The sequence below is a fragment of the Halobellus sp. LT62 genome (genome assembly GCF_037031285.1).
GTDB lineage: Archaea > Halobacteriota > Halobacteria > Halobacteriales > Haloferacaceae > Haloquadratum > Haloquadratum salinisoli.
Genome location: NZ_JAYEZO010000001.1, coordinates 1225245 through 1248950 on the forward strand (window position 1 = coordinate 1225245; position 23706 = coordinate 1248950).

The window sequence follows — 23706 nt, forward strand, 5'->3', positions numbered from 1 at the left end:
ACACGAAAGGTGGGGAGTAACACAATAAAATAAGTACCGGTCCTTACCTAAAAGTAGGCGCTAAATCCCCTCATCAACGAACGAGCGAAGCGAGTTGGTAGGGTGGGGTAATTCACTGTCTGTCGAGGTCCGCCGGGTCCGATGGGGTGGAGAACATTGCGGACCACAACGTAAGCATCACACCTCCTGAGAGGGATACGCCAGACCGGTTTTATCCAAAAGCGATTTCGGGCTAGGCCCTCATTTCAGAACCACAACAAGATGACCTCGTTCGGATCTATCAGGGCTTCCCCGACCACTGAACTGATGCAGGATTGTTCCGAAGCCGCTCGAAGACATCGACGCCGAGCTGGTCGAGGAGGTCGATCATATCGATGAACACCCAGTTCTCCGCGAGGAGGTCGTCTTCGCGACGCCAGACGTCGATGACTCGCATATCGGCGGAATTCCCCGTTGCAGGGAGACCCAGCCACCCATCGCCCAAGTGGGTCCCGACGACGGCGGGCCACCCTGTCGAAGCACAGTAGTCGCCCTCGGCGATTCGTGAGTCGTGATGCCCGACCTCCCGGTCGGGAAACGCCTCCAGAAACGGGTTCTGATGGAAGTCTTGGAAGCCGTCGATTCCCCGAGTGCTTCCGATGCCGGCAGGACCGTACCACATAAAGTCCTCGTGCCAGTACTGTTCCATCCCCATATTCTCGAGGCCCCGCTCTTCGTAGGAGTTCAGTCCGTCGAAGAGCATCCCTTCGACCAGTTCCATCGTCTGTCGTGACTCTTCCTCGTTCTGTTCGTCGAGGAGAACGCCGTCTTGGGTAGTCGGACCGGGTATGACCACTTCCGGTGCGAGAGACGGAGCGAACCGATATCCTGCCTGCTGCAACACGTCTAAGATATCGACGATTGTTCTGGTCTCGGCGATCTTCCCATCCTCGAACCGATGGAACTCGCCATACCGAATCCACGTGGCGTGGCCCGTCGCGGGGATGTCGAGCCAGTCGTTCTCGAACGTACCAACGAGATTTCCGGTGGCACAGACCCATTCATCGCCCTCGAACTCACCGGCGAACAGCACGTAATTGTTCTTTTCGAGATCCGGGAACGCCCGCAGCAACGGCCGCCAGAACTCCTCAACCAGTTCAGTCCTGCCCGCGAGTCCGTCGATCGGTGCTGGCCCGTGCCACTCAACGTCCTCGTGAACATACTCGGCCAGCAGACTGTCAACGTTGTCTGCAGTTATCTCGTGAATACGACTCGAGAGTTCGTGTACTGACTGTTTATTGTCCAATCTCATAGTTGTCATAGCTTTCACCGACTGGGTTGTTCTCGTCGCGAACAGAATAAAATACTATCGAAGGTATAAACAGGGCAGACGCTTTCGAGTGCTGCGCCAGATTTCGTCTCAACAATCGATTGCGTTCGATGACCCGGTTGCGTAATCGAAGTCTCTCAACACCGGCGAGCTGACGTCGGTTAGAAGTGCTGCTGACCGTTCCGCACTCGCTCGAAGACGTCGACACCGAGCTGGTCGAGGAGGTCGATCATATCAATTAAAACCCAGTTTTCCGCCAGGAGATCGCCCTCGCGGCGCCAGAAGTCCATAAGCCGCATCTCGACTGACTTCCCTGTTGCAGGGAGCCCCATCCATCCGTCGCCGAGGTGAGTCGCATCCAGACTCGGCCATCCGGTCCACGCACAGTACGTTCCTTCGGCCAGACGGATATCGTCGCTGTCAGCCTTCCGGTCGGGGAACGCCTCCAGAAACGGCTGTTGGTGATACGCCTGGAACCCGTCGATCCCCCGAGTGCTGCCGATGCCGGCAGGACCGTACCACATAAAGTCCTCGTGCCAGTACTGCTCCATTCCCATTCCGTCGAGTCCTTCGTCTTCGAATGATTCCAACCCCTCAAAAATCATTCTCTCAACCAGTTCTAGCGTCTGTGCGGTATCAGTGGCGTCCGCTCCATTGAGGAGGATACCGTCGGTCGTCGCCGGTGCTGGCGCGACAATTTCGGGGGCGAGCGCGGGTACGAACCGATAGCCAGCCTGCCGCAATACGTCGAGGATATCGACGAAGAGTCGGGTCTCAGAGATCTTCCCGTCTTCGAACCGATGGAATGTCCCGTGTCTGATCCAAGTTGCGTGCCCTGTCGCGGGAATATCGAGCCAATCGTTTGCGAATGTGCCGACGAAATTTCCCGCAGTACACACCCAGTTGCTGTCCCGGAACTCTCCACCGAAGAGGATGTAATCGTTCTGCTCGAGGTCAGGGAACGCTTCGAGAAGCGGCTCCCAGTAGTCTCGGCGGATTTCCTCGCGACCAGCCAACTCATCTAACGGGGCTGGACCTTGCCACTGTGCGTCTGCGTGATAGTATTCCTCCAGTACCGTTGCGATACCGTCGGCCTCCGTGTCTTGAACCTCTCGGGCGAAATCGTATACTCGGCGCTTGCACTGTCCGCTTTCGTCGCTCATTGTTAACTCCATAACTCGATGCGTTCCACCGGGATAAAAAACCATTGGGGGGGTGCTCTCTCGACAACTGACGAAGCAACGGTGATTCGACGGCAACTCGGTCCATCGACATTGGCGGAAACAAGTGACGATAACTATTTGTATCTCGATAGAATCTCTCATCGTATGTCGGAGACTGCTCCAATCGTTAGAACGCTCGATATCGCCGATACCGTGTACGACATCACTTGGCAAGCTGCGGATGAAGGCCCCGAGATAACCCAAGGCGAACGCCACCGCACGTATTTCTTCGACCTGCCGGGCGACGTCCCGACCCTCGTAGACACCTGCTTCCAGAACCGTGCTGAGTACCTCTTTGAGGGGATTGGCCAGATCGGAGTCGAACCCGAGCGTCTCATCATCACTCATCGACACCTAGACCACGTCGGTGCCTTTGATGAAACCGTCGAGCGGTACGACCTAGAAACTTGGGTGCCGGAAAAAGACAACGTGGTCGAGATCGATGACTATGGGATCGATATTCAGACCGAACCGGACCACCTCTTCGGTGACAAAGAACAGATCGGTCGGTTCGAGACCGTACACGTGCCCGGACACTCACCCGGGAACTCTGTGCTCGTCGACGAAGAGGCGGGGATCGCTCACTGCGCCGATGCGGTCTCCGGCTCAGATCGTCGTGGTCTCCCACCAGGTTATCTGCTCCACCCGCCGCAGGCGACGCATACAAACCAACCAGCCGAAGCGGCTGTCGAAGCCGAAAAGAATCTCGAAAAACTGCTCGACTACGAGTTCGATGTCGCCCTTCTTAATCACGGGACGCCGGTGTTCAAAGATGCCTCGAAGAAACTCGAACGGTACGTGAACTTCGAGTCGAACTTTAGCGGAGAGGGCCGATCGATCCACGCTAACGATCGGAAAACGATCAATGCAGACGAACTGTACAGCCGCCTTGACGAGTAACGTTATTCCGCGCTGACTCGATCTTCCAGTTCCCGTTCGAACATCTTCACCACGGCGCCGACGTCTTCCTCACCGAACCCCTCGTCACTAGCCTGTGTGTACAGCTGGTGGACCATGCTCCCCATCATCATAGGAAAGTCCTCTGAATCGGCCATATCGACGGCGAGGCCGACGTCCTTACGTGCGAAGTCTACGCTGAATCCCGCCTCGAAATCTCGTTCAAGCACCCGAGGCATTCGGCTCTCGAACGCCACCGAAGTGGCGCTGGCGTTCCCGAGTATCTCCCAGAGGCGTTCGCTGTCGATTCCGTATCGAGCGCCGAGTGCGACAGTCTCCATCGCCAGCAGAAGGTTCCCCATCGACATAGTGTTGTTCAGCAGTTTCATTGCGTGTCCCGCTCCGGATGATCCCGCATAGTGGAGCTCCGCACAGAGTGCCTGCAACACATTCTGAGCGTGCTCGGATTCGAAGACCGTCTCATTCCCGCCGACGAGCCCGGTGAGCGTTCCCTCACGGGAGTTCTCCGGTCCACCCGTAATCGGCGCGTCCAGAATCTCGGCGGGCGTCTTTTCGACGGCAGCTGCCACGACTTCGGTCGTCGGCGGCGCGATTGTACTCATCTCCAGAAACGTGGTCTCGATGGATTCGTGAGCTAGTCCACCCTCGCCGGTGTAGACGCCCTTCACGATCTCGGAGTTTGGAAGGCTCGTGATAGTGACGTCACTCTGTCGAGCAACATCCCGAGTGTCGTCAGCGACGATTCCACCGTAGTCAGCGAACGCTTCGCGAGCCTTCGGCTGAAGATCGTATCCGTACACCTCGAAGCCTTCGTCTAAGAGATGCTTCGCCATATTGCCACCCATCTTGCCGAGTCCGACGACTCCAGCAGTGGTCTCAACCATAGAAAAAAATCAGACTGCCCAGTATTATATCTACCGACTGGTGAGGGATCTAGAGAGTCGACAGAATCAGGAATTTCCCTCCCGAATCAACCGGAGTCTCTCACTGGAAGTTGTGATAGACTGATTTGATCTGCGTGTACTTCAGCGCGCCGTGTTTACCGTCTTCACCACCCAGACCGGACTCGTTCCAGCCGATGTGGTGGCCCTGTTGAGCGCCACCGCTTCCGTTGATGAACGTCTCACCGAAATCGAGATCCTCCGTGATCTGCATCGCGTTTCGGTAGCTCTCAGTAAACACGTACGAAGAGAGCCCGTACCGCGAGTCGTTGGCATATTCGATGGCCTGGTCCAAAGAATCTACCTCGATGAGGGGCGCCACCGGCCCGAAGACTTCCTCCTTGACAACGTCCATCTCTTGGTCGACGTTGGCGAGCACAGTCGGCAGTACCCAGTGGCCCTCGTCCGTCGGCGGATCACTCACCTCAATTCCGCCGGTAAGGACCGTCGCCCCCTGTTCGATTGCTTGCTTGATCGCCCGCTGGGTCTTGTCCTGTTCGGCCGCGCTTACCTGTGGGCCCATATCAGGATCGTCTCTCGGGTCGCCTATCTCCAGTGACTCCATCGCGTCGACGAAGAGCGGCTGGAACTCCTCGTGCACGTCCTCGTGGACGTAGACGCGTTCGACGCACGTACACGCTTGCCCGGCATTGACCGTCCGCGAGGAGACAATATGACTCACAGCGCTTTCGATATCGGCGTCAGAACAGACAATCGCGGGAGCTTTCCCCCCGAGTTCGAGCGAGACACGAGTCAGGTCGTCGGCGGCGTTCCGCATTATCGCTTTCCCCGTCTCGACGTTCCCGGTCATTGTGACATAATCCACCTCGTCGTCGCTGACGAGTTTGGCACCGACGTTTCCGCCACCGGCCACGACGTTCAAGACGCCCGGTGGAAGGTCGATTTCTTGGTGTATGAGATCCGTCAATTCGAGAGTCGTCAACGGCGTCAGCTCGCTCGGCTTGAGGACCGTGGTGTTACCCGTGACAAGCGCTGGGGAAAATTTTCTGACAAACACCGAGATGGGAAAGTTCCAGGGAATAATCCCTGAAACGACGCCGTACGGCCTGCGGAGAAGCGAGATCGACTGCCGTGGAGCGCTCCCCGGAACGACGTCGCCCTCGATACGACGGTCCCACTCCGCCATATACCGCGCGATGTCCGCCGATGCGCGAATCTCGTACGCAGCCACAGAGCGGGTCTTCCCCTGCTCTTCAACGAGCGTCTCCGCCAGGGAATCCACGTTCTCTTCGATGAGGTCGGCAATTTCCCGGATCAGATCGCCGCGCTCTTTCGCCGGTCGACGCTGCCAGTCGTTCTGGGCTCTCCGGGCGGCTCTCGTCGCTCGCTCGACGTCTCTCTCGGTCGCCGAGGGTATCGATCGGATCTCTTTCCCGGTCGTCGGGTCGTGGACCGCAATCTTCTCGCCACCGCTTGATTCTGCCCACTCGCCGTGGATATAGAGGGGACTCATATCTACAGCCATTCGGTTGGAGATTAGAGTGGGGGAATAAATAATTAGCTACTGGCGAACACTGACCCTTCGACAATCGGCCCAGTTCGGCTTGTGAGACACGAAGGTAACACACTCAACGATCGCGACGTCAGGAGTCCAGGGAGTTGAAAACAGCGGACGAGATAACAAGAACTTACGCTAGGTGCTAACGGTGACCGCTTTGAACCCGACGAGGCGGGCGATCAGCACCACCAGTACTAATACGAGAAGGATCTGCACGGTGGCGACCGCGGCGATCAGCGGGGAGGAGTCGAACTGAAGGAAGAGGAAAATCTCCACCGGGAGCGTCGTCGTGTTCTTTCCGGACAGGAACAGCGCGACGATGGCATCGGTAAAGGAGAGGATAAACGCCAGCAGGAACCCTGAGACGACGCCGCTCTTCATCAGCGGGAGCGTCACTTTCCGGAACGTCTGGAACTGCGTTGCACCAAGATTTCTAGCCGCCTGTTCGAGTTCCAGATCGATCGACTGAAGCGCCGTCATCGCGGTGAGGAAGGTGTATGGCAGCGTGATTATGATGTGGCCGGCGACGATCTTCAAGAACTGCGGGATAAAGTTCAGGAAATTGAAATTCATTGTGATCATCAGCGCCAGCGCGATGATCGCCGGCGGGATGATCAACGGCGAGATGAAGTACATCACGATCTCGTTCTCGAAGGGGAGTTCGCGCCTCGTGACGACGTAAGCAGCCATAATTCCGAATATGGACGCCACGAACGCAGTCGCTAGCGCGATCGGGACGCTCACCAAGAAGAACGCGTCGAAGAACGAACTCGAGAAGAACTCCGAGTACCACTGCAGGGAGAACCCCGCGGGCGGGAACGCCTGCGATTCTGTTGGGCTGAGCGAGATGCCGACAACGATTACGATGGGAAGGATCAGAATCGCGAACGAGAGCGCGAGCGCACCGTAGTAGAGCCCTTTGCCGGCGACGAGGGCCGGTGCTGAAAGTGACCGCGAGCCGCGGCCGGTGAGGACGCCCGAGACGACGCTCATCAGTCCCATGCTGCCACCCCGAGCCGGTTGCGAACGAACTTGAAGTATCCGTACACAAGAGCAGTGGTCGTGAGCGTCAGGACGGTTCCGATCGCGCTAGCGAACGGCCAGTTCAGACCGCCCACCGCCTGATCGTAGATCAGCAGCCCCATCGTAAGGTCAGAACGGCCGCCCAGCAAGTCTGGCGTGACGACGGCGTTCATCGTGAGGACGAAGACGAAGATCGTCCCGGTGACGAGGCCTGGAAGACTGAGTCTGAAGGTGATCTTCCAGAAGGCCTGGAGCTGGTTGGCCCCAAGGTTCCTAGCCGCCGGCACTAGCGAATCCGGAATGTCCTCAATGGAGGAGTAGACCGGTAAAACGATCAGCGGTAAGTAGACGCCAATCAGCCCGATCGTCACCGAGAGGGTATTGCCGAGCAGATCGATGTTCAAGCCGATGACGCCGAGCACGTCGTTGACGATACCGTTCGTCGCAAACAGAACGATCCATCCGTACACCCGGATAACGGTTCCGACCATCAGCGGAAGGAAGACCGAAAACAGCGCTAGCTGCCGTTTCAACGGCGTCGTAGTCGCGATGAAGTACCCGAGCGGATAGCCTAACAGCACGCAGCACACCGAGACGATCACGGACAGTTTGACGGTGTACCAGAGCAGCCCCCTGTAGAACGAATCGAACAGGAGTTTCTCGTAGTGCTCGGTTGTGAAGTTCCACGATATGATCGTGGTGGCGCTGTACTCGAAGAAACTGATGTAGACCGTGTACAAGATTGGGAGTATGAGGAATGCAGCGAGATACACCGCCGGCGGAAATGCCGGCAGCAGTTTGTCCAACCGTTCTGACCGCTCCTCGCCGAGAATACGGGTGAACGCGGAGTCCGTCGCTTCCGAAAGTGACCCCGACATCTCACACCTCCAGTAGCCCGTAATCGTTGAAGTAGAGGCTCACGTCGTCGCCCTTTTCATATTTCGGTGCACCCAAGTTAGTGACGAGGAACTCGTCGTCGCCAACTTGCACCTTGTACTCCGTCACGGAACCGAGGTGAACCGTACTTACGATCGTGCCGGCGTACGTCCGTTCCGGTTCCCCCTTTGCGTCGATTTCTATGTCTTCCGGCCGGACGTAAAGTACGGCATCGGAGACATCGTCGTCCGCCTCTTGTAGAGGAAGCGAGAAGATACCTTTCTCGAACGTAATTTCGTCACCTGTCGTCTCGATACTGCCGGAGATGAAGTTCGAGTCACCGACGAAGTTCGCGCAGAACTCCGACTGTGGGTCCTGGTAGATCTCCGAGGGTGGCGCGTACCTGTCGGTCTGGCCCTCGCGAAGCACGAGGACTCGATCCGATAGTGTTAGGGCTTCACGCTGGTTGTGTGTGACGTAAATCGAGGTGATCTCCAAGCGTTCGTGGAGATCCTTAATCTCCCGACGCATCTGTTCTCGGAGTTGTCTGTCGAGATCGGAGAGCGGTTCGTCATAGAGGAGGAGGTCGGGTTCCAAGACGAGGACGCGTGCGAGGGCGACGCGCTGTTGTTCACCACCGGAGAGGTTCTGGATGCTCCGTTCCTCATAGCCCGGAAGCGAGACGATCTCTAGGATGTCTGCGATGCGGTCTTCGAGTTCCTCCTGAGATAGGTTTTCCCGGTGTCGAAGGCCGAAGGCGATATTGTCGAACACCGACATATGGGGAAACAACGCGAGGCGCTGGAAGACTAGGCCCATATTCCGGTCCTCCGGCGGGAGTCCGATCATCTCGTTCCCGGCGACAACGATGTTCCCTCCATCTGGGTCGACGAAGCCAGCGATTGACTTCAACATCGTCGTCTTCCCCGACCCCGACGGACCGAGTATCGAGACGAACTCGCCCTCCTCGATGTCCAGAGAGATGTCGTCAACGGCGACGACATCGTCGTACGTTTTTCTCAAATTCTGTATATCTACGAACGCCATCTTGTGAGTCTACTCGTATATCGAAATCCCCGTATTTATCCTTTGTGGGAGACGCTCATAGGCAAACTGTTAGCACACCCAACAGAAGAGCGGAGAAACGGCTATCGATTACACACAGCGTGTACCTCAGTGATTCCCATACCGAAAGGGTGCCACGACCGATTCGCCCCGCAGAGACTACCTGGCGGTATTAGCCGGCTATGATCTTGCGGAACTTTTCTCCGTCCTCGTTGGACTGTTTGGCCGCTTGGACCCAGTCTACGTCCACGTTGTAGCGTTCCATCTGCTCCTCGGACGGCTGGATCATCGGGTGGTTTTCGAGGGCCTCATCCGAGATGTGCTCGACAGCGTCAGGGTTGGCCGGGGGATAGCCCATTACTTCTGCGAACATCGCCTGTGGCTGTGGTTCGAGGCATCCATCAGCGAAGATTCGGGCCTGTTCGTGTCTGTCCTCGCCATTGTGCTTCGTAAGGGGATAGCCCCAGAAGTCCTGCGGCGCTCCGCCCTCGGGTACGGAGAATCCAATCTCGAGTCCTTCGTCGATTTCGAGGTTCTCCGCGCGGGCAGAGAGGAACGGCGCAACGTCCATCTCGTCGTTCGTCCAGAGCTGGAGAGCCTGGTCGATGGAGTCGAAGATGATGGGATCGGTGGTCTCGACGAACTCACGAAGCCACTCCAGTCCGGGTTCGAGGTTGTCGAGGTCGCCGCCCTTTGCGGCGTTGATCACGTAGAAGTACTTCGAGCCCGCGTTGTTCCACGGCTCGAACCCGACGCGGCCCTCGAGTTCCGGATCGATGAGGTCGTCCCAAGTGTTGAACTCCTTGTCCGTCTTATCCTCCCGGTAGGCGATTCCGCGAGGAAAGTACACGGTCCCGCACATATACTCGTTTCTGAAGGCCTCCGGAATGTTGTCGAAGTTGTCCAGCTCCTCCGCTTGGCTCGATACGGCATCGTTCTCGCCCAAGAGCGCCGCGCGCTGTCCGTCCAATTCGATAGCGTCGTACGCCGGATTCTCCGGATCCCGCTGGAGCTCCGAGACGTACTGCTCGGCGGCGATGCCTGAAAACTCGAGGTTGTGTTTGTCGTCCCAGGCAAGTTCTCCGTTGCGGAAGGGGTCATAGAACCCCTCGGCTCTCGACTCCCCCCAGCTTCCACCAGTGCCCGCGACACGCACGGTCGCCTTCTCACCGCCGCCGGAATCGCTACCAGAACTGTCGCTGCTTCCGTCGCTGGAACCGCTGTCACCGCTGCCGCCACTGTCGCCACCGCTTCCGCCAGAACAACCGGCGAGACCGGCGATCCCGGCACCGGCGCCGAGCGATTTTATCACTGTCCTCCGAGTCAGGGGGCTGTCATTGACACCCATAGGCATCCATTTTGATAAGAACATATAAATCTTTTTGATAAGGCTTGATATGTACTCTTTGTACTCTCGGCCATTGAGGGCACCCTGAATTGTTCAATATCTTTGAACCAACTCGTACTGATGGCCTGAAAGAAAAGATTGTTACGAGTAGGTAGCATACGCCGTGCTATGAATAAACAAGGCAATGTGCTCAAGTCGGTTGGGAAAGTGTTCAAGATGCTCAAACACTTGAAAGAGGGAGGAGGAAAAACCGTGACAGAACTTTCAAAGGAGCTAGATATGCCCAAGAGCACCGTACAGGTGTACCTCAATACTCTCTATGCTCACAAATTTGTCGTGAAGAACGACGGCAAGTACGAGATCGGACTGCAGTTTCTGGAGTATGGGATGTACGCGCTCTGGAACGAACCTGCCTTTCCGAGCATCAAGTCTAAAGTGGAAGAACTGGCGGATACCTCCGGCGAACTGGCAGCCTGTTTCGTCGAGGAACTGGGGGAAGCGGTGTACGTCTACGGGACCGAGGGTGAAAGGGCCATACGGACGGACCTCACGATGGGCGATCGGTCGGGGCTGCACTGCACCGCCAGCGGGAAGGCGATATTCGCTCACCTACCACCGAATCGAATTGACCAAATCATCGAGACGCACGGGCTCGAAGCGAAAACTGAGCACACGATCACTGATCCCGACCAATTGAAAGAGGAACTGGCCTCGATCAGAGAGCGCGGGTACTCATACTCCAGAGAAGAGTCCATCGAAGGAATGCGGTCCGTCGCAGCTCCGATCTTGATAGACGGCGTGGTCGTCTGCTCGATCAGCCTAGCGGGCCCCGCGAATCGCTTTGTCGGTGAGCGATTCCAAGAGGAGATTCCGAACATCGTCAGAGGTGCAGCGAACGAAATTGAACTGAAGCTGACCTACTCGGAGAGCGGTCTCTAATATACAATTGAAATAACAAGTGTACGCACGTTATAATTTAGTTTGCAGGATATGTTCTCTAATTAATTTCACTATCAAGTGTACACACGTTACTATCTGTGTGGATGAGTCCGTTCAGAGAGAAGACATCGTTTAACGATTTTGAATAGCCAATTGACTGTTGAGTAGATAGTGCATCAATGATGAATCGGAGCCAATTCAATAGTGCTACAACTGATCGAAGGATAGCGTGTGTTCGACCTCGGGTCAAAATACGACTATCCAAAAATTTATATATAGAGACGGTAATCGGACTACTATGGCTAACCAGAGTCTACAGTCAGCCTTAGATGCAGCTGAAAGCCCGGTTGATATGCTAAAGGACGCGGGGGGACGTTGGACTTGGCCGCGAGAAGTCGCCCGCGAGTACACAAACTGGATGGACGAATTGCGTGCCGTCCGGGAAACGTGCGTGCTCGCGGATCTCTCACACCACCAGATGGACCAGATCATCGAGGGTCCAGACGCCTTCGAACTTCTGAAGCGACTCTCCACCAACAGCTTCGATGGGTTCGATGTAGGGAAGGCCAAGCAGGCGATTATGAGCAATCCCGACGGAAAGTTCATCGGAGATGGCGTCCTCCAGCGCATCGGAGACGAAGAGTTCGTGATGAGCGGAAAGGTCCCGGCCGCTCACTGGGTCGCATACAACTTGGAGGCTGGGGGGTACGATGCGGAACAGACTATCTATCCGAAGTCCTCGAAATCCGAGAACGGCCCGCACTTCTTCACCTACCAGGTACAGGGACCGAACGCCCTCGACGTGATGCGGGAGGTCACCGATGATACGCTCACCGACATCCCCTTCTTCAATTTCAAAACCATCAACATCGCGGGCGAGGAGATCCGAGCGTTGCGCCACGGAATGGCCGGCGAGATCGGCTTCGAGCTGCAGGGCCCTTACGAGATTGGCGACCTGATCAAGGACGTGCTCCTCGAGGCCGGTCAGGAATACGGAATCAAACGCCTAGGCACGCGCGCGTACGAACCACTTAGCGTGAAGCTGGGCTGGGTAACCACGCACGTACCCGCAATCTACACAGGAGAGGAGATGCGCGAGTACCGCGAGTGGCTCGACGCCGACACGTACGAGGGAACGTACTCCATCGCGGGGAGCTATCTCTCCGACGACATCACCGATTACTACCTGAGCCCGATCGACCTCGGCTACGACCATATGATCAACTTCGATCACGACTTCGTCGGCCGGGAGGCACTCGAGGCCGAGGCCGAAGACCCCGACCGCACCCGCGTTACGCTCGTCTGGGACGACGAGGATGCCGCGGGGATATTCGCCTCCCTCTTTCAGGACGAGGAGCTCCCTCACAAGCTCTTTGACCTGCCGCGGGATCGCTGGGGCGGCCACCACGACAAGGTGCTCGACGGCGAGGATGTCATCGGGTTCTCGAAGAGTTTTGCTTACTCCTACAGCAACCGCGAGATGATCTCCATCTGCTCGATCGACAAAGAATACAGCGATCCCGGAACGGAAGTTTCCTTCATCTGGGGAGAAAAAGACGGTCAATCGCCAAATCCGACGGTAGAAGCACACTCGCAAACAGAGATATCTGCGACAGTCGCACCGAGTCCGTACCTCAACGATTCGCGATAGATCGGGTATCGCTTAAAGCGGTCACGTGAGTCGTAATTTCCGCGTGAGCGTCTTTCTAACCCGTTCCTTCATTATCGTCGTCAACCTGCAGCCGAGGCGCCTACTAGTCAGTAGTAGACCCGTTCGATGGAATCGATACCACCGATCTACTGGTGGACTTCGCCGTTGCTGATGTCGACTGCCTCCCACGCGACTGCTCCCAGTGGAGATCGAGCGTCAAATAACTCCCCCGTATTGATCTCGGCTCGGCGGAGGACCGACGGAGTTGTTTTTTTTTTTTGACGGCTCATATATGCAATTCTTGAGGTTCGATCGCTGCTCCGCTGCGGGTTTCGGCTTTTCTATCGTTCGATAAAGTTCGAACCAATGGCCGCTCGGTATCTCGAACTGGACCGCCTCTCCTTGTCGGGGCTTTGTGCCATCCTCAATCAAGGTGAGGTCGAACCCCTACTGTTCGAACTTCTCCGCAAATCTGGTCACGTCCTCGGGTTCTGCTGTTTGTCATCCAATGTGGTCGACGCCCTCCACGGTTTCAATCCCGACGGCGTCGTGAAAGAACGGCAGTGATTCTTTGAGATTCGGTGTCTCGAGCGAGACGTAGTCTAGCCGTGCGACTTCGGGCACCATAGATCGAGGATTTGAGGGCGCTTCAGTGAACTACCCCACCCTACCACTCGCCTGACGGCTCGCGCTTGAGGGTGGGGTTTCCTGTTTCCACGACGCGCTTTGCATCCACAACTGAGGACGCAGGGAGCGCAGTCTCCACAGGCGTTGATTCGGAGCGTCCCGCTCCTAACCGCTTCTTGATTCCGCGAGAAAGAATGTTCCACGCCGCGTTCGCATCTCTATCTGCCTCGAAACCGCAGGCAGGACAGGAATGTTCGCGCACCCACAGCGGCTTGTCTGTCGAGACGCCGCAGGACGCACACTCTTTTGTCGTCCCTCTCGGATTCACGGCGACGAAGTGCGTTCCCTCGCGTTCGCACTTGTATTCGAGCATCCGAAGGAACGCCCCCCACGCCGCACCTGCCCGGTTCCGAGAGTTGCCCGGCAGTTCGACCAAGCCCTTCGCGTCCAAGTCCTCGACGGCCACGAGGTCGTACTCCCGAGCGTAGTAGGCCGAGAGTTTGTGGAGGAAGTCGTGGCGCTTGTTCTTCAGGTCGGCGTGGCGTTCGGCCACAACGCGGCGCTGTTCCTCCCAATTCGCAGACCTGCGTTCCTTCCGCGAGAGGTTACGCTGTGCGCGTTCTAACCGCTCGCGCTCGTCGGACAGGTCGAGCGACTCGACGGCGGTGCCGTCGGTGTCGTGGGCATACTTGAGAATGCCAACGTCGATACCGACGCATTTCTCGGGATTCTCGGGTTTCTCCGGCGGGTTGTCGGGAGTTTCGACGCCGAGGATAGCGTACCACTTGCCGGTGGGTTCCTGCTTGACCGTGACGGTCTTAATGTCGGCTTCGTCGGGGAGGTCGCGGTGGAAGGTGAGTGGGACTTCTCCGAGTTTCGAGAGCCACAGTCGCGTCCGACCGCTCGTGTTCTTGAGCTTGAAGCCGGATTGACTGTAGGTGAAACTACGGTACTCGCCCGGCGCTTTCCACTTGAGCGTCCCGACGCGGTAGCCGTTCTCTTTGCGACCGCGAAGCGTCGTGAGATTGTCGTACAGCCGTTGAACGACCTTCTGTAGCACTTTTGAGTGAACGCTCGTGAGGTCGTTCCACCACTTCTTGAGGCTCGGCAAGAGTTTCTGTTCGCTGTATGCCGAGGTGTCGTCGGTTCGGTTGAGTCGGTGGAGGAAGTGGTTGTAGACCTGTCTACAGGTATCGGCAGTCCACGCTAACTGCTGTTCGAGAGCGTCGGGCGGTCGAAGTCGATACCTGTAGTTGTAGTTCATCTACGAGCGTTCTTCGATTAGTTCGTCAAGTTTCTCTTGGACGAACGACGAGAGGTTGAGGTGGTTCTCCTCAACCCACTCGGCTTGGTCGTCGCGGATGGAGATGTTCTTGCGCGTTGCCACACCACATAATACACAAACTACACAACTAAGAGTTGCGATTGCGTGGGCCTGTGGGCCGAGCGACGAACGTGTTTGCTACTCGTGCAGCGCTGTACCCTTCCTACTCGCTCCCTCCGGTCGCTCGTTGAGGAAGGGGCCTTAGCGCCTCAATTTAGGTAAATCACTGCCACCCGTTCACTGAAAGGAAATTACAACAGAGTGTTTCAGTTACCGTTGTGGATCGTCCTGAGTCGCTCTCCGATTGTTGCGTCGATGGAGTTGAGGTCACCACCAACACGGAGGATCTGATATCCTCTCCGTTCTGCCTCCGCTATCGATTTTGTGTCGTTCCTGATTCCACCCAACGGGACATCGGCAGCAATACACGCGTCTTCAATGGCCTTAATCTGGTTGTTTACTTCGGGATGGTCCTTCTCTGACGGATGGTTCATTTGCACCGAAAGGTCCGACGGGCCAATGAAGACGAATCCCAGCTTGGGGACGTCAAGGATTGCTTCGAGATCGTCGATAGCGGTCGTCTTCTCGATCATCACACCGAGACAGACTTCCTGGTCCTCGGTTTGGATGTAGTTTTCAGCTGTCCCCCAACTACTGGACCGACCGCTTGCTTTCCCACGTTCTCCAGGTTGACTGCCGTAGATAAATCGCGTTGCTTCGACTGCTTCGCGGACTTCGTCTGCAGAATCCACACGTGGGATGAGCAGATTCCGCACGCCCGCATCCAAGACCTTCCTGATAAGCGATGGATCCCCGTTCGGGATCCGAACGAACAGTTCCGTTCCCCCGACTTCAGCGGCGCGGGTGAGGTCTTCGAACACCCGACTGTCCCACGGACTGGGTCCCATATGTTCGAAGTCAAGCCAGACGAAATCGACACCCAACTCACCGAAGACCTCGATGACAGTCGGTGAGAACGTCGACGCGCGTGCTCCATAAACGGTACCACCGTCTTCGATCTTTCGACGAAGGCTGTTGCTCTGATCCATTCGCAGGTCGACGTCGTTACGCGTTTGTAGTAACTATTTCGGAAGGTCAGCAAAAACGGAGGTATGGCGTGATACCAGCTATGCAGATTAGTCGTCGTCCGAAACGACTTGGAACCGATTCCCGTCTGGGTCTCTGAAGTTCGTGATCGTACGACCTGTCTTGTCGACGTCGTACGGCCCCACGATCGAGTCGATATCCGCTTCTTCTAACTGCTCAGAGACCTGTTCGATGTCATCGACTGCGAAGGCGATGTGATTGATTCCCGGTGTTTCTTCGCCGGAGACCGTATGGATCTCGAAGAGTGGGCCGTCTCCATTAGCAGGGACGTATTCGTAGGATTCTCCGTGGTGTTCGGTTTGCCGATGCTGCTCGTATCCGAGTTTTTCAAAGAATTCCGCCATCTCTGAAGCATCGCTTACTTCTATCTCAATGTGGTCGATTTCACTAATCACAGTGTTGTGTGCTGGGTACAGATATTTAAATATTTTTATTAAGTGGTCGGGTGATGTCCAGATTTTGTCAGCGATCTATGCTGGGGCAGTAAGACTTCGGTCGACATTTTCCCGAAAGTTGGTCGGGGCGTATTAGATCATCAAATAAACGTCGGACTCACTGAAGCAGACCTGAATGGAGCTTTACGAATTTACGATGAAGATGGTCGAGAGTTCGATATCATCTGACCGGGTGACGAGGAACTAGTCAGTCACTGCTATCAAATACGTAGCGATCGGACGAGGGATCAGATCGAGGTAACGCGTGCGAAGTTGTCGTCGAGTGCCTGCGCGTCTTCGGGCAGCAGTGCCACGACGAGGAAATCCGCGTAATCGGCGAAGTACTCGACGAGTCTGGCGATCCGGTCGGAGTCGATCGCTTCCAGCGAGTCCAACAACATAAACGGTACCGTCTCGTGGAGATCGTGGACGAGATAGCCCGCTAGCGCGAAAATCAGTCCCGTGACCTCGCGTTCGCTTTCCGAAAGGTGGTCGATCGTGTCCTCGTAGGCCGCCCCGTTTTCCGTCGTCCGCACGATGTGCAACTCGAAACGCGTCTGTCCCCCGCTCGTTCCCTCGATCCGCTCGATCCAGATCCGCTCGATGTTCTCATAGCCCAGCAGCTCCAGAATCGACTCCATGTGCTCGTTGAACGAGTCGACGGCTTCCGCCTCGATCTGGTCGATCTTCGTCCGCTGGTCGGTGAGTTCCTCAACCAGTTCCGCGCGCTTCTCGCGGAGGTCTTCGGCGCGTTCGACGTCGTCTTCGATCTCCTCGATCTCCTCGGTGACCTCGTCGAGGTCCGACTCGAGGCTGTCGATCTCGAACTCCAGTTGGTTCGCCTCCTTGTGCAGCGAGAGGATCTCGTCGAAGTCCGCCGATTCGAGGTTTTCGACCTCTGATTCGAGCGATTCGACGTCTTCGGTCAGTGACTCGCGATTCGCTTTCAGCGCGTCGATCTGCTCGTCGCGTCGGTCGAGTTCCGCGTCGATGTCGTCGAGTTTCTCCTCGATGTTGCTGCGCTGGCGCTGTTTCTTTGTCGCCTCCTGTTGTTCCTGTTTCTTCTCCTCGAGCGTGCTCTTGACCTCGTTGAGCTCCTCGACTTTCTCCGTGCGGATCGATTTCAACCGCTCGATGGTGGATTCGATCTGCTCGCGCTCGACTGAGGAGCCGCAGGTCCAACAGACCACGGTCTCGTCGTCCGAGTCGACGAGTTGATCGGTGACAGAGCCACCACCGCTTTCGGCGGCCGCGCCGCCGTCTTCGAGGAGCTCGTAGTCCTCGGCTTCGAGGCGCTCTTCGTTGTACTGGATGAGGCTCCGGAGCTCGTTGATCTCGGTGTTCAGGTCCTGTCGCTCGCCGCGGAGACGCTCAATTTCGGAATCGAGATCGCGATGATCGCCCATCGGCGTCTCGGGCAGCTCGTCGAGGTCGGCTTCGAGTTCGTTCTGCTCGCGCTTGAGCGAGGAGATGCTCTCCTCTTGGCGCTCGATCTTTCGGCGGATGGATTCGAGCTCCGAACGGGTCTCGCGCAGCTCTTGGAGCTTGTCTTCGAGTTCCGCCTGCTCTTGACGGCCCTCCTCGACGTCGCGGCTGCTGTCGTCGATATCTTCTTCGAGCTCGGCGAGTTCCTCGCGCTTGTCTTCGATCTTCTCGCGGAGTTGCGTCCGGCGCTGTTCGAGCTCGGGAAGCTCTCGCTTCTTCGATTCGATGCGCGCGAGGGTGTCGTTGATGTCGCCTTTTTCCTCTTCGAGGCGGCTGATCTCCGAGCGGATGGCGTCGACGTCGACGGGGCGCATAATGACGTCGCGGAGCTGTTCGCCGCGGGCGGCGGCCTGTCTGGCGTCGTTAGTCTCTAAGAGGAACGCGAACAGATCCGCGACCTCGGGGTCGTCGAGGTAGGCGTCGCCCTCGAAGCTGACGCCGTCGCCCGCGCGGGTGAGCGTTCGCTCGTAGGTCGTGCCGTCGAGCGTGAGTTCGACTCGACCCTCGTCGGCGTCGCCTTTCAGCGAGACGCGCTGGCTGCCCATCGCGCCCATAATCGAGCGAAGGAACGAGGTACGATTGGTCGCGTTCTTGCCCGTGAGGACGGTTACGCCGGGCGGAATGTCTACCTCGGTGCTATCGATACCGCCGATGTTCTCGACAGAGAAATGAGCGGAGTCAGTCAGTTGTTCGGAAGTCGCCATACTTCGTTGTATCCGTGCTTGCGTATATATGCTTTGTGTACCCTACTCGGTTTCGAGTTAACACGCGTCGACAGATCGATCCGTCCGAAATCGCCGTACGGTCCATTGACGCTGAGTTCGTCCGTCGCGTCAAATCGGTTTTTCGTACGACAACTCGACACAGTGACAACTCACGCGGGGGCTCTTACTCTACTCCTTCCGCTGTGAACCCTCGATTATCACGTGGTTCCCTCCAAATTCGGCCACATATATATACGTATACTTACTATTCGTGTACTGGTGGTCTCGCTCGTATCACGGCGCGATCGCTACCGGCCAGCGACCGAAGTGTGACAGCGTCCGCAACTGATCGATCTCCCGAATATACGACCGCGTGCGGTCGAGTGAGTGAGAGGGATTCTCGTACCGGTCTATCGGTTCTCGCCGTACCGTCCGGCGAGAATTCGGTGCGGACGACGATAGCCCCGCTGAAGACGTGCAAACGCTACTCTCTCGTCGCCATTGAATCAACGACGCGGATCGAGAGCATCGTCTGCCGCCGTATCTGACGTGTCATAACAGTCGTACCTTCGTTACGCGGCAGTGAACCGGGTAGTTCGAACGATCGAAACCAGCGAGCGATACGGCGCGCACACTGCGAGGAATTGTCCGCTATTCTGAGACTGCGGTTGGTGGTCGAGTTTCGGAGATACTGAAACGATCTCGAACGACTCTTCGAGTTATCCGGATACATTTGGTTCGGTAGCGACTCCCAGTCGGACGCATTCGGTGTATAACCGATCTATTCTTGACGATTGGTCTCGAGGACTGCTCTCGTGTTACCGGTCTCGTTCCGGCGTTTCGAGCGCACCACCTCTGTTATCCACTCAGACTCCTGCGGTGGTGAACGATTGATGACCCGACGGTCGGACGGTTCTCGACGCTGTTCTCGACCGTGGTACGTAGTCCGGAGATGCGCTCGCTCTCGCCTCTCGCTCGTGGTACTTGCTCCTCAATCCATCCCCTCAGAATGCAACCGTATCCGTTCGAAATAACCGCAGTATTTACGTTGGTTCGATTACACCCTCTACGTAGCTATGACCGAAACCACGCCGCCGCTGAAAACGATACAGCGGGCGTTCGAGATAATGGACGTGCTCAAAGAGCAGAAGGAAGTGGGCGTTGCAGACCTCGCTCGACAGCTCGACGTACCGAAGAGTACGGTACACGATTACCTCCGGACGCTGCGGACGATGGGCTACGTGATCAACGAGGACGGGACCTACCGACTGGGGTTTCAGCTGTTAGAGCTCGGTGGACAGGTCAAATACCGAAATCGGCTGTTCCACGTCGCGAAACCCGAGCTCGAACGGTTGGTGGAGAACACCGGTGAACTCGTCAGCGTCAACGTCGAAGAACGGGGCCAATTCGTCATCCTGCACACGGAGTTCGGATCCGACTCGCTCCGGCTGGGGATCTACCCGGGGCTCAAGACGCCGATCCACACGCACGCCGGCGGGAAGGTGATACTCGCGTTCCTCGACGAGGAGCGTATCGAGTCGATCATCGACCAGCACGGCCTCACCGCCCGAACGGAACAGACGATCACCGACCGCGAGGCGCTCGACGCCGAGCTCGCAGCGATCCGAGAGGAGGGGTACGGAATCGACCGCAACGAGCAGGTCGTCGGGATGGGTACCGTCGCCGCGCCGGTTCGAATCGGTGAGGAGGTGCTCGGTTCGATCGGCGTCGTCTGTCCGTCCGATCGACTGCGCGATGAGGGGTACAGACAGGAACTCGCCGACGAGGTTCAGAAGTCGGCGAACATCATCTCGGTCAACTACCAGTACGCGCCGTAGCGGGACCGTAGGGATCTGCGCCCTCATCGGCCGTCGACGACGCCGTCATCGAGGCTGTATTTTTAATATCGATCGTTATGAACGGACTGACGATGAATCCACCCGCAGAATTGGAGAAATACTATTTCCACCAGCAGGGGTTCGAGACGCTCGAAGAGATCAACGAGTGGTTCTCTTGGGAGGTACCGGAACGCTTCAACATCGCCGAATACACGTGCGAACGCTGGGCCGAGGAGGATCCCGACCGGATCGCACTGTCGCTCGATCGACTCGACGGCGAGCGCTCGGAGTACACCTACGGGGAACTGGACCGGATGGCAAACCGGTTCGCGGCGTACCTCTCCGACACGGGAGTCGACGCGGGCGACCACGTCGCGATCAACGGGACGCAGTGCGTCGAGTCGCTCGTCGGACACCTCGCCGCGTTCAAGATCGGTGCGATTTCGGTCCCGCTCACGGTCCTTCTGGGTTCGGACGGGCTCAGGTATCGGCTCCGCGACTGCGGCGCGTCCGTATTTCTCGCAGACGAGGCCGCCATCGACGCGCTCCGATCGGTCCGCGACGACGTCGAGTCGCTGGAGCTGATCGTCACCTACGACGACTTCGATGAGGGAGACGAGATCAACTTCCACGATGCGATCGAGGGAACCTCCGCGTCCTTCGAGCCGCATCCCACGGCCGCCGACGACGAGGCGTTCATCATCTACACGAGCGGGACGACAGGGAAGCCCAAAGGCGTCGTCCACGCGCACCAGCATCTCCTCGGGGAGTTGCCTCAGTTTCTCAGCCTCCAGTGTCACCGGACCGACGAGGACCAAGTGGTCCGGACGGTCGCGGAGTGGTCGTGGATTATGTCGCTGCCGGGGATGGTCCTCCCGGCGATGTTCTACGGGATTCCCGTGGTCGGCTACGCCGGACGGGAGTTCGACCCCGAGCGCGAGTTCGAGTTGATCGATCACTACGGGGTGACGCAGCTGAATCTCCCGCCGACGGCCGTCCGGATGATGATGCAGATCGACGAGCCCGCAGAGAAGTACGATCTCACCAGCCTCCAGTCGCTGACGACCGGCGGAGAGGCGGCCGACGAGAGCATCATCGAGTGGGTGACAGACACGTTCGAGAACGCCGCGTTCTTGGAGGGCTACGGGACCTCGGAGGTCGGCGGCCTCATCTGCGACGACCCGGCCGTCGGATTGGAGCACCGACTCGGGTACTTCGGCGTCCCCTCGGCGGGCCACGAGGTCGCGATTTTCGATCCCGACACGGGCGAACGAATCGAAGAGCCGCACGAGGTCGGCGAACTCGCCGTCCGCTACGGCGACGACCCGGTGCTCTTTCTGCGCTATCACGAACTGCCGGAGAAGACCGCAGCCACGATCGAAGACGGCTGGCTCCTGTCGGACGACCTCGTTTCGATGAACGAGGAGGGGTACATCCGGTTTCACTCCCGCTCGGACGACATCATCATCAGTTCGGGGTACCGGATCGCGCCGAGGGAGATCGAGGAGGCGCTGCTGACGCACCCGGCGGTCCAACACGTGGGCGTCATCGGCGTGCCGCACGAGACTAGAGGCGAGATTCCGAAGGCGTTCGTCGTTCTCGCCGCCGGTCACGATGCCGACGAGCGGCTGAAAGAGGACCTCCAATCGCACGTCAAAGAGCGGCTCGCGAAGTACGAGTACCCCCGCGAGGTCGAGTTCACCGACGAGATCCCGACGACGACGACGGGGAAAGTGCGTCGACAGTCGCTCCGCTCCCGCGAGGGTCTCGACGACGCCCAGCTCGGCTAAGGTACCCTCGAACGGTCCGATACGGCGTCGACCCGCTTTCGAACGCTCCGTGCTGTTCGAGTATCGACGAGCGTCTCCGGTTGTTCGAACCCACCAGTCAGCTCATTTAGTAGAAAGCTATTTATGCTGACGATTATTTCTGCAGAGTATGCCATCTGGTAACACCAGTGAGCGGAGTGTGACCGACAGGCGGAATTTCATCAAACTGACGGGAGCGACGGTCGTTGCCGGGTCGGTCGCCGGGTGTATGAACGGCGGGAACGGCGGCGACGGCGGCGGCGACAACGGTGGGGACGGCAGCGGTGACGGCGGTGGAGACAGCGGCGGTGCAACCGCCGGAGACAGTGGTGGCGACGAAGACATCGTCATCGGCGGGTTGCAGCCCTACACGGGCCCGTACGCGCAAACGACCCAGCAGTTCGTCGACGGGCTCAACTTCCGGCTCGACGAGATCAACGCCAACGGCGGCGTGCTCGACCGACAGCTCTCGTTCGTCGATCGCGACACCCAACTCGATCCCGCGGAGGCGACGAGCATCGCGACCGAACTCATCGAAGCGGAGAACGCGGCCGTGCTGACCGGCGCGATTTCGAGCGACATCGGGCTCACCGTCGCGCCGATCGCCGAGGATAATCAGGTTCCGCACATCCCGCAGTTCGTCGGGAGCTCCGAGTTCCTGTCCCGAGACTCGCGCTACAACTTCCGGATGGGGCTCGCCCCGGCCCCGACGAACGCCCGTGCAGTGAGCCAGTTCATCGAGAGCGAGGGGCTCCAGAACGTCGGTGCCATCATCGCCGACTACTCGTACGGTCGGGCGTGGGAGCAGAGCATCGAGGCGATCTTCCCCGACGACATCAACGTCCACATGGAGGTCGCCCCGTTCGGCGAAGACTCCTTCACGACGTATCTCCGGGCGATGCCCGAGGACCTCGATCTGCTCATCACCGCCAGCCACCCGCCGGGCGTGTTCACGATCTACAACCAACTCCAAGGGCTCGACGGCGTCGACCCCGATTACGTCATCGGGCGCAGCGACGCGAAGCTGTCGGCGAACGCGCTCGGTGACTCCGTCACGCAGGGCTTCGTCGCGCAGACCCAGCCCGATCCGTTCTCCGACCAGTACGCCGAGATCGGACAGCGGTTCTACGACGAGACCGGCGAGTGGTTCGGCGTGCTGAACGCCGTCGGGTACGTCGTCGGCGACCTCATCAGCGCGGCGATCGAGGACGCCGGCGAAGCGAACCCGGTCGCCATCGCCGACTCGATCCGGAACATCGAACTCGACACGCTGTTCGCCTCGCCGATACAGTACACCGAGTGGGGCGAATTGGAGAACCTCGTCCAACTTATGGTCGGCTTCGAGTCGGGGACGCCGGAGTACTACCCCGACGGCAGCGTCAATCTGACCGAGGAGTTCCGCTCGGAGCCGCTCCCGGCGTACGATCCGTCGAGCGACCTGCTCTCGTAAGGGACGCTTCGTACGGAATCGTTCCTCGGACGAAATCAACTGCCGCCTCGTACTGAACTCCCGCCTCGTCCAGAATCGAACCCGGTTCGTACGGGATCACCGCCCGCCCGGCATCGA

20 protein-coding genes and 1 pseudogene are annotated in these 23706 nt (G+C 58.0%); 6 read left to right on the forward strand and 15 right to left on the reverse strand.

Annotated features, from left to right (window positions below):
• Positions 1-280: 280 nt before the first annotated feature.
• Complete coding sequence (locus U5919_RS06080; protein WP_336022844.1) at positions 281-1291, reverse strand: ester cyclase; 1011 nt, start codon at positions 1289-1291, stop codon at positions 281-283.
• 179 nt (positions 1292-1470) lie between these two features.
• Positions 1471-2472, reverse strand: coding sequence for an ester cyclase (locus U5919_RS06085; RefSeq protein WP_336022846.1), 1002 nt, complete (start codon positions 2470-2472; stop codon positions 1471-1473).
• Between the two features lie 18 nt (positions 2473-2490).
• Here U5919_RS06085 and U5919_RS06090 point away from each other — a divergent pair, with 18 nt between their 5' ends.
• Positions 2491-3432 (forward strand): MBL fold metallo-hydrolase, encoded by a 942-nt coding sequence (locus tag U5919_RS06090; RefSeq protein WP_336022847.1) that lies wholly within the window; start codon positions 2491-2493, stop codon positions 3430-3432.
• 2 nt (positions 3433-3434) lie between these two features.
• On the opposite strand, the gene U5919_RS06095 is transcribed toward U5919_RS06090, so the two are convergent.
• The 6 genes from U5919_RS06095 to U5919_RS06120 all read right to left on the reverse strand — a co-directional run bounded on the left by U5919_RS06095 (position 3435) and on the right by U5919_RS06120 (position 10222).
• The gene (locus tag U5919_RS06095) at positions 3435-4334 is read right to left on the reverse strand and encodes an NAD(P)-dependent oxidoreductase (protein WP_336022848.1); all 900 of its coding nucleotides are present in this window, start codon (positions 4332-4334) and stop codon (positions 3435-3437) included.
• A gap of 100 nt (positions 4335-4434) precedes the next feature.
• Positions 4435-5865 carry an aldehyde dehydrogenase gene (aldA, locus tag U5919_RS06100; protein ID WP_336022850.1) on the reverse strand — a complete coding sequence of 477 codons (1431 nt, stop codon included), beginning with the start codon at positions 5863-5865 and terminating at the stop codon, positions 4435-4437.
• Positions 5866-6045: 180 nt separating this feature from the next.
• Entirely contained in the window at positions 6046-6903 is an 858-nt protein-coding gene (locus U5919_RS06105) for an ABC transporter permease (protein WP_336022852.1), read from the reverse strand.
• The gene (locus U5919_RS06110) at positions 6903-7811 is read right to left on the reverse strand and encodes an ABC transporter permease (RefSeq protein ID WP_336022854.1); all 909 of its coding nucleotides are present in this window, start codon (positions 7809-7811) and stop codon (positions 6903-6905) included. The genes U5919_RS06105 and U5919_RS06110 overlap by 1 nt, the downstream gene beginning before the upstream one ends.
• 1 nt (position 7812) lies before the next feature.
• A complete protein-coding gene (locus U5919_RS06115; protein ID WP_336022857.1) occupies positions 7813-8832 on the reverse strand; it encodes an ABC transporter ATP-binding protein in 1020 nt (339 codons plus the stop codon).
• Between the two features lie 214 nt (positions 8833-9046).
• A complete protein-coding gene (locus U5919_RS06120; RefSeq protein ID WP_336022858.1) occupies positions 9047-10222 on the reverse strand; it encodes an ABC transporter substrate-binding protein in 1176 nt (391 codons plus the stop codon).
• 168 nt (positions 10223-10390) lie between these two features.
• Between U5919_RS06120 and U5919_RS06125 the strand changes: the two genes are divergently transcribed.
• Positions 10391-11161 carry an IclR family transcriptional regulator gene (locus tag U5919_RS06125; protein ID WP_336022859.1) on the forward strand — a complete coding sequence of 257 codons (771 nt, stop codon included), beginning with the start codon at positions 10391-10393 and terminating at the stop codon, positions 11159-11161.
• 352 nt (positions 11162-11513) lie between these two features.
• Positions 11514-12812, forward strand: a complete 1299-nt coding sequence (locus U5919_RS06130) for a hypothetical protein (protein ID WP_336023877.1) — start codon at positions 11514-11516, stop codon at positions 12810-12812.
• A 216-nt stretch (positions 12813-13028) separates the two neighbouring features.
• Here the strand turns inward: U5919_RS06130 and U5919_RS15905 are convergent.
• From U5919_RS15905 to U5919_RS06160, 7 genes and pseudogenes are all read right to left on the reverse strand, one after another.
• Positions 13029-13247 (reverse strand): annotated as a pseudogene (locus U5919_RS15905) (hypothetical protein); the annotation flags it as partial.
• A gap of 66 nt (positions 13248-13313) precedes the next feature.
• Complete coding sequence (locus U5919_RS06135; protein ID WP_336022860.1) at positions 13314-13439, reverse strand: VOC family protein; 126 nt, start codon at positions 13437-13439, stop codon at positions 13314-13316.
• Between the two features lie 40 nt (positions 13440-13479).
• Complete coding sequence (locus U5919_RS06140; protein WP_336022861.1) at positions 13480-14703, reverse strand: RNA-guided endonuclease InsQ/TnpB family protein; 1224 nt, start codon at positions 14701-14703, stop codon at positions 13480-13482.
• Entirely contained in the window at positions 14704-14826 is a 123-nt protein-coding gene (locus U5919_RS06145; protein WP_004975901.1) for a hypothetical protein, read from the reverse strand.
• Positions 14827-15029: 203 nt separating this feature from the next.
• Positions 15030-15812, reverse strand: a complete 783-nt coding sequence (locus tag U5919_RS06150) for an HpcH/HpaI aldolase family protein (protein WP_336022864.1) — start codon at positions 15810-15812, stop codon at positions 15030-15032.
• Between the two features lie 87 nt (positions 15813-15899).
• Positions 15900-16265, reverse strand: coding sequence for a VOC family protein (locus U5919_RS06155; protein WP_336022866.1), 366 nt, complete (start codon positions 16263-16265; stop codon positions 15900-15902).
• A 287-nt stretch (positions 16266-16552) separates the two neighbouring features.
• Positions 16553-18493, reverse strand: coding sequence for an archaea-specific SMC-related protein (locus U5919_RS06160; RefSeq protein WP_336022867.1), 1941 nt, complete (start codon positions 18491-18493; stop codon positions 16553-16555).
• A 1076-nt stretch (positions 18494-19569) separates the two neighbouring features.
• On the opposite strand from U5919_RS06160, the gene U5919_RS06165 reads away from it, so the two are divergent.
• The 3 genes from U5919_RS06165 (at position 19570) to U5919_RS06175 (ending at position 23589) form a co-directional block, all read left to right on the forward strand.
• A complete protein-coding gene (locus U5919_RS06165) occupies positions 19570-20331 on the forward strand; it encodes an IclR family transcriptional regulator (RefSeq protein WP_336022868.1) in 762 nt (253 codons plus the stop codon).
• 92 nt (positions 20332-20423) lie between these two features.
• On the forward strand, positions 20424-22121 hold the full coding sequence (locus U5919_RS06170) for an acetate--CoA ligase (protein ID WP_336022869.1): 1698 nt from the start codon (positions 20424-20426) through the stop codon (positions 22119-22121).
• A gap of 148 nt (positions 22122-22269) precedes the next feature.
• Positions 22270-23589 carry an ABC transporter substrate-binding protein gene (locus tag U5919_RS06175; RefSeq protein ID WP_336022870.1) on the forward strand — a complete coding sequence of 440 codons (1320 nt, stop codon included), beginning with the start codon at positions 22270-22272 and terminating at the stop codon, positions 23587-23589.
• The last annotated feature ends 117 nt before the right edge of the window (positions 23590-23706 follow it).

Bases quoted from the DNA above. Each gene is read 5' to 3' on its own strand.
- U5919_RS06080 (WP_336022844.1), bottom strand. From the start codon at position 1,291: ATGAGATTGGACAATAAACAGTCAGTACACGAACTCTCGAGTCGTATT.
- U5919_RS06085 (WP_336022846.1), bottom strand. From the start codon at position 2,472: ATGAGCGACGAAAGCGGACAGTGCAAGCGCCGAGTATACGATTTCGCC.
- U5919_RS06090 (WP_336022847.1), top strand. From the start codon at position 2,491: ATGCGTTCCACCGGGATAAAAAACCATTGGGGGGGTGCTCTCTCGACA.
- U5919_RS06095 (WP_336022848.1), bottom strand. From the start codon at position 4,334: ATGGTTGAGACCACTGCTGGAGTCGTCGGACTCGGCAAGATGGGTGGC.
- aldA (WP_336022850.1), bottom strand. From the start codon at position 5,865: ATGAGTCCCCTCTATATCCACGGCGAGTGGGCAGAATCAAGCGGTGGC.
- U5919_RS06105 (WP_336022852.1), bottom strand. From the start codon at position 6,903: ATGAGCGTCGTCTCGGGCGTCCTCACCGGCCGCGGCTCGCGGTCACTT.
- U5919_RS06110 (WP_336022854.1), bottom strand. From the start codon at position 7,811: ATGTCGGGGTCACTTTCGGAAGCGACGGACTCCGCGTTCACCCGTATT.
- U5919_RS06120 (WP_336022858.1), bottom strand. From the start codon at position 10,222: ATGGGTGTCAATGACAGCCCCCTGACTCGGAGGACAGTGATAAAATCG.
- U5919_RS06125 (WP_336022859.1), top strand. From the start codon at position 10,391: ATGAATAAACAAGGCAATGTGCTCAAGTCGGTTGGGAAAGTGTTCAAG.
- U5919_RS06130 (WP_336023877.1), top strand. From the start codon at position 11,514: ATGCTAAAGGACGCGGGGGGACGTTGGACTTGGCCGCGAGAAGTCGCC.
- U5919_RS06135 (WP_336022860.1), bottom strand. From the start codon at position 13,439: ATGGTGCCCGAAGTCGCACGGCTAGACTACGTCTCGCTCGAGACACCG.
- U5919_RS06140 (WP_336022861.1), bottom strand. From the start codon at position 14,703: ATGAACTACAACTACAGGTATCGACTTCGACCGCCCGACGCTCTCGAA.
- U5919_RS06150 (WP_336022864.1), bottom strand. From the start codon at position 15,812: ATGGATCAGAGCAACAGCCTTCGTCGAAAGATCGAAGACGGTGGTACC.
- U5919_RS06160 (WP_336022867.1), bottom strand. From the start codon at position 18,493: ATGGCGACTTCCGAACAACTGACTGACTCCGCTCATTTCTCTGTCGAG.
- U5919_RS06165 (WP_336022868.1), top strand. From the start codon at position 19,570: ATGACCGAAACCACGCCGCCGCTGAAAACGATACAGCGGGCGTTCGAG.
- U5919_RS06170 (WP_336022869.1), top strand. From the start codon at position 20,424: ATGAATCCACCCGCAGAATTGGAGAAATACTATTTCCACCAGCAGGGG.
- U5919_RS06175 (WP_336022870.1), top strand. From the start codon at position 22,270: ATGCCATCTGGTAACACCAGTGAGCGGAGTGTGACCGACAGGCGGAAT.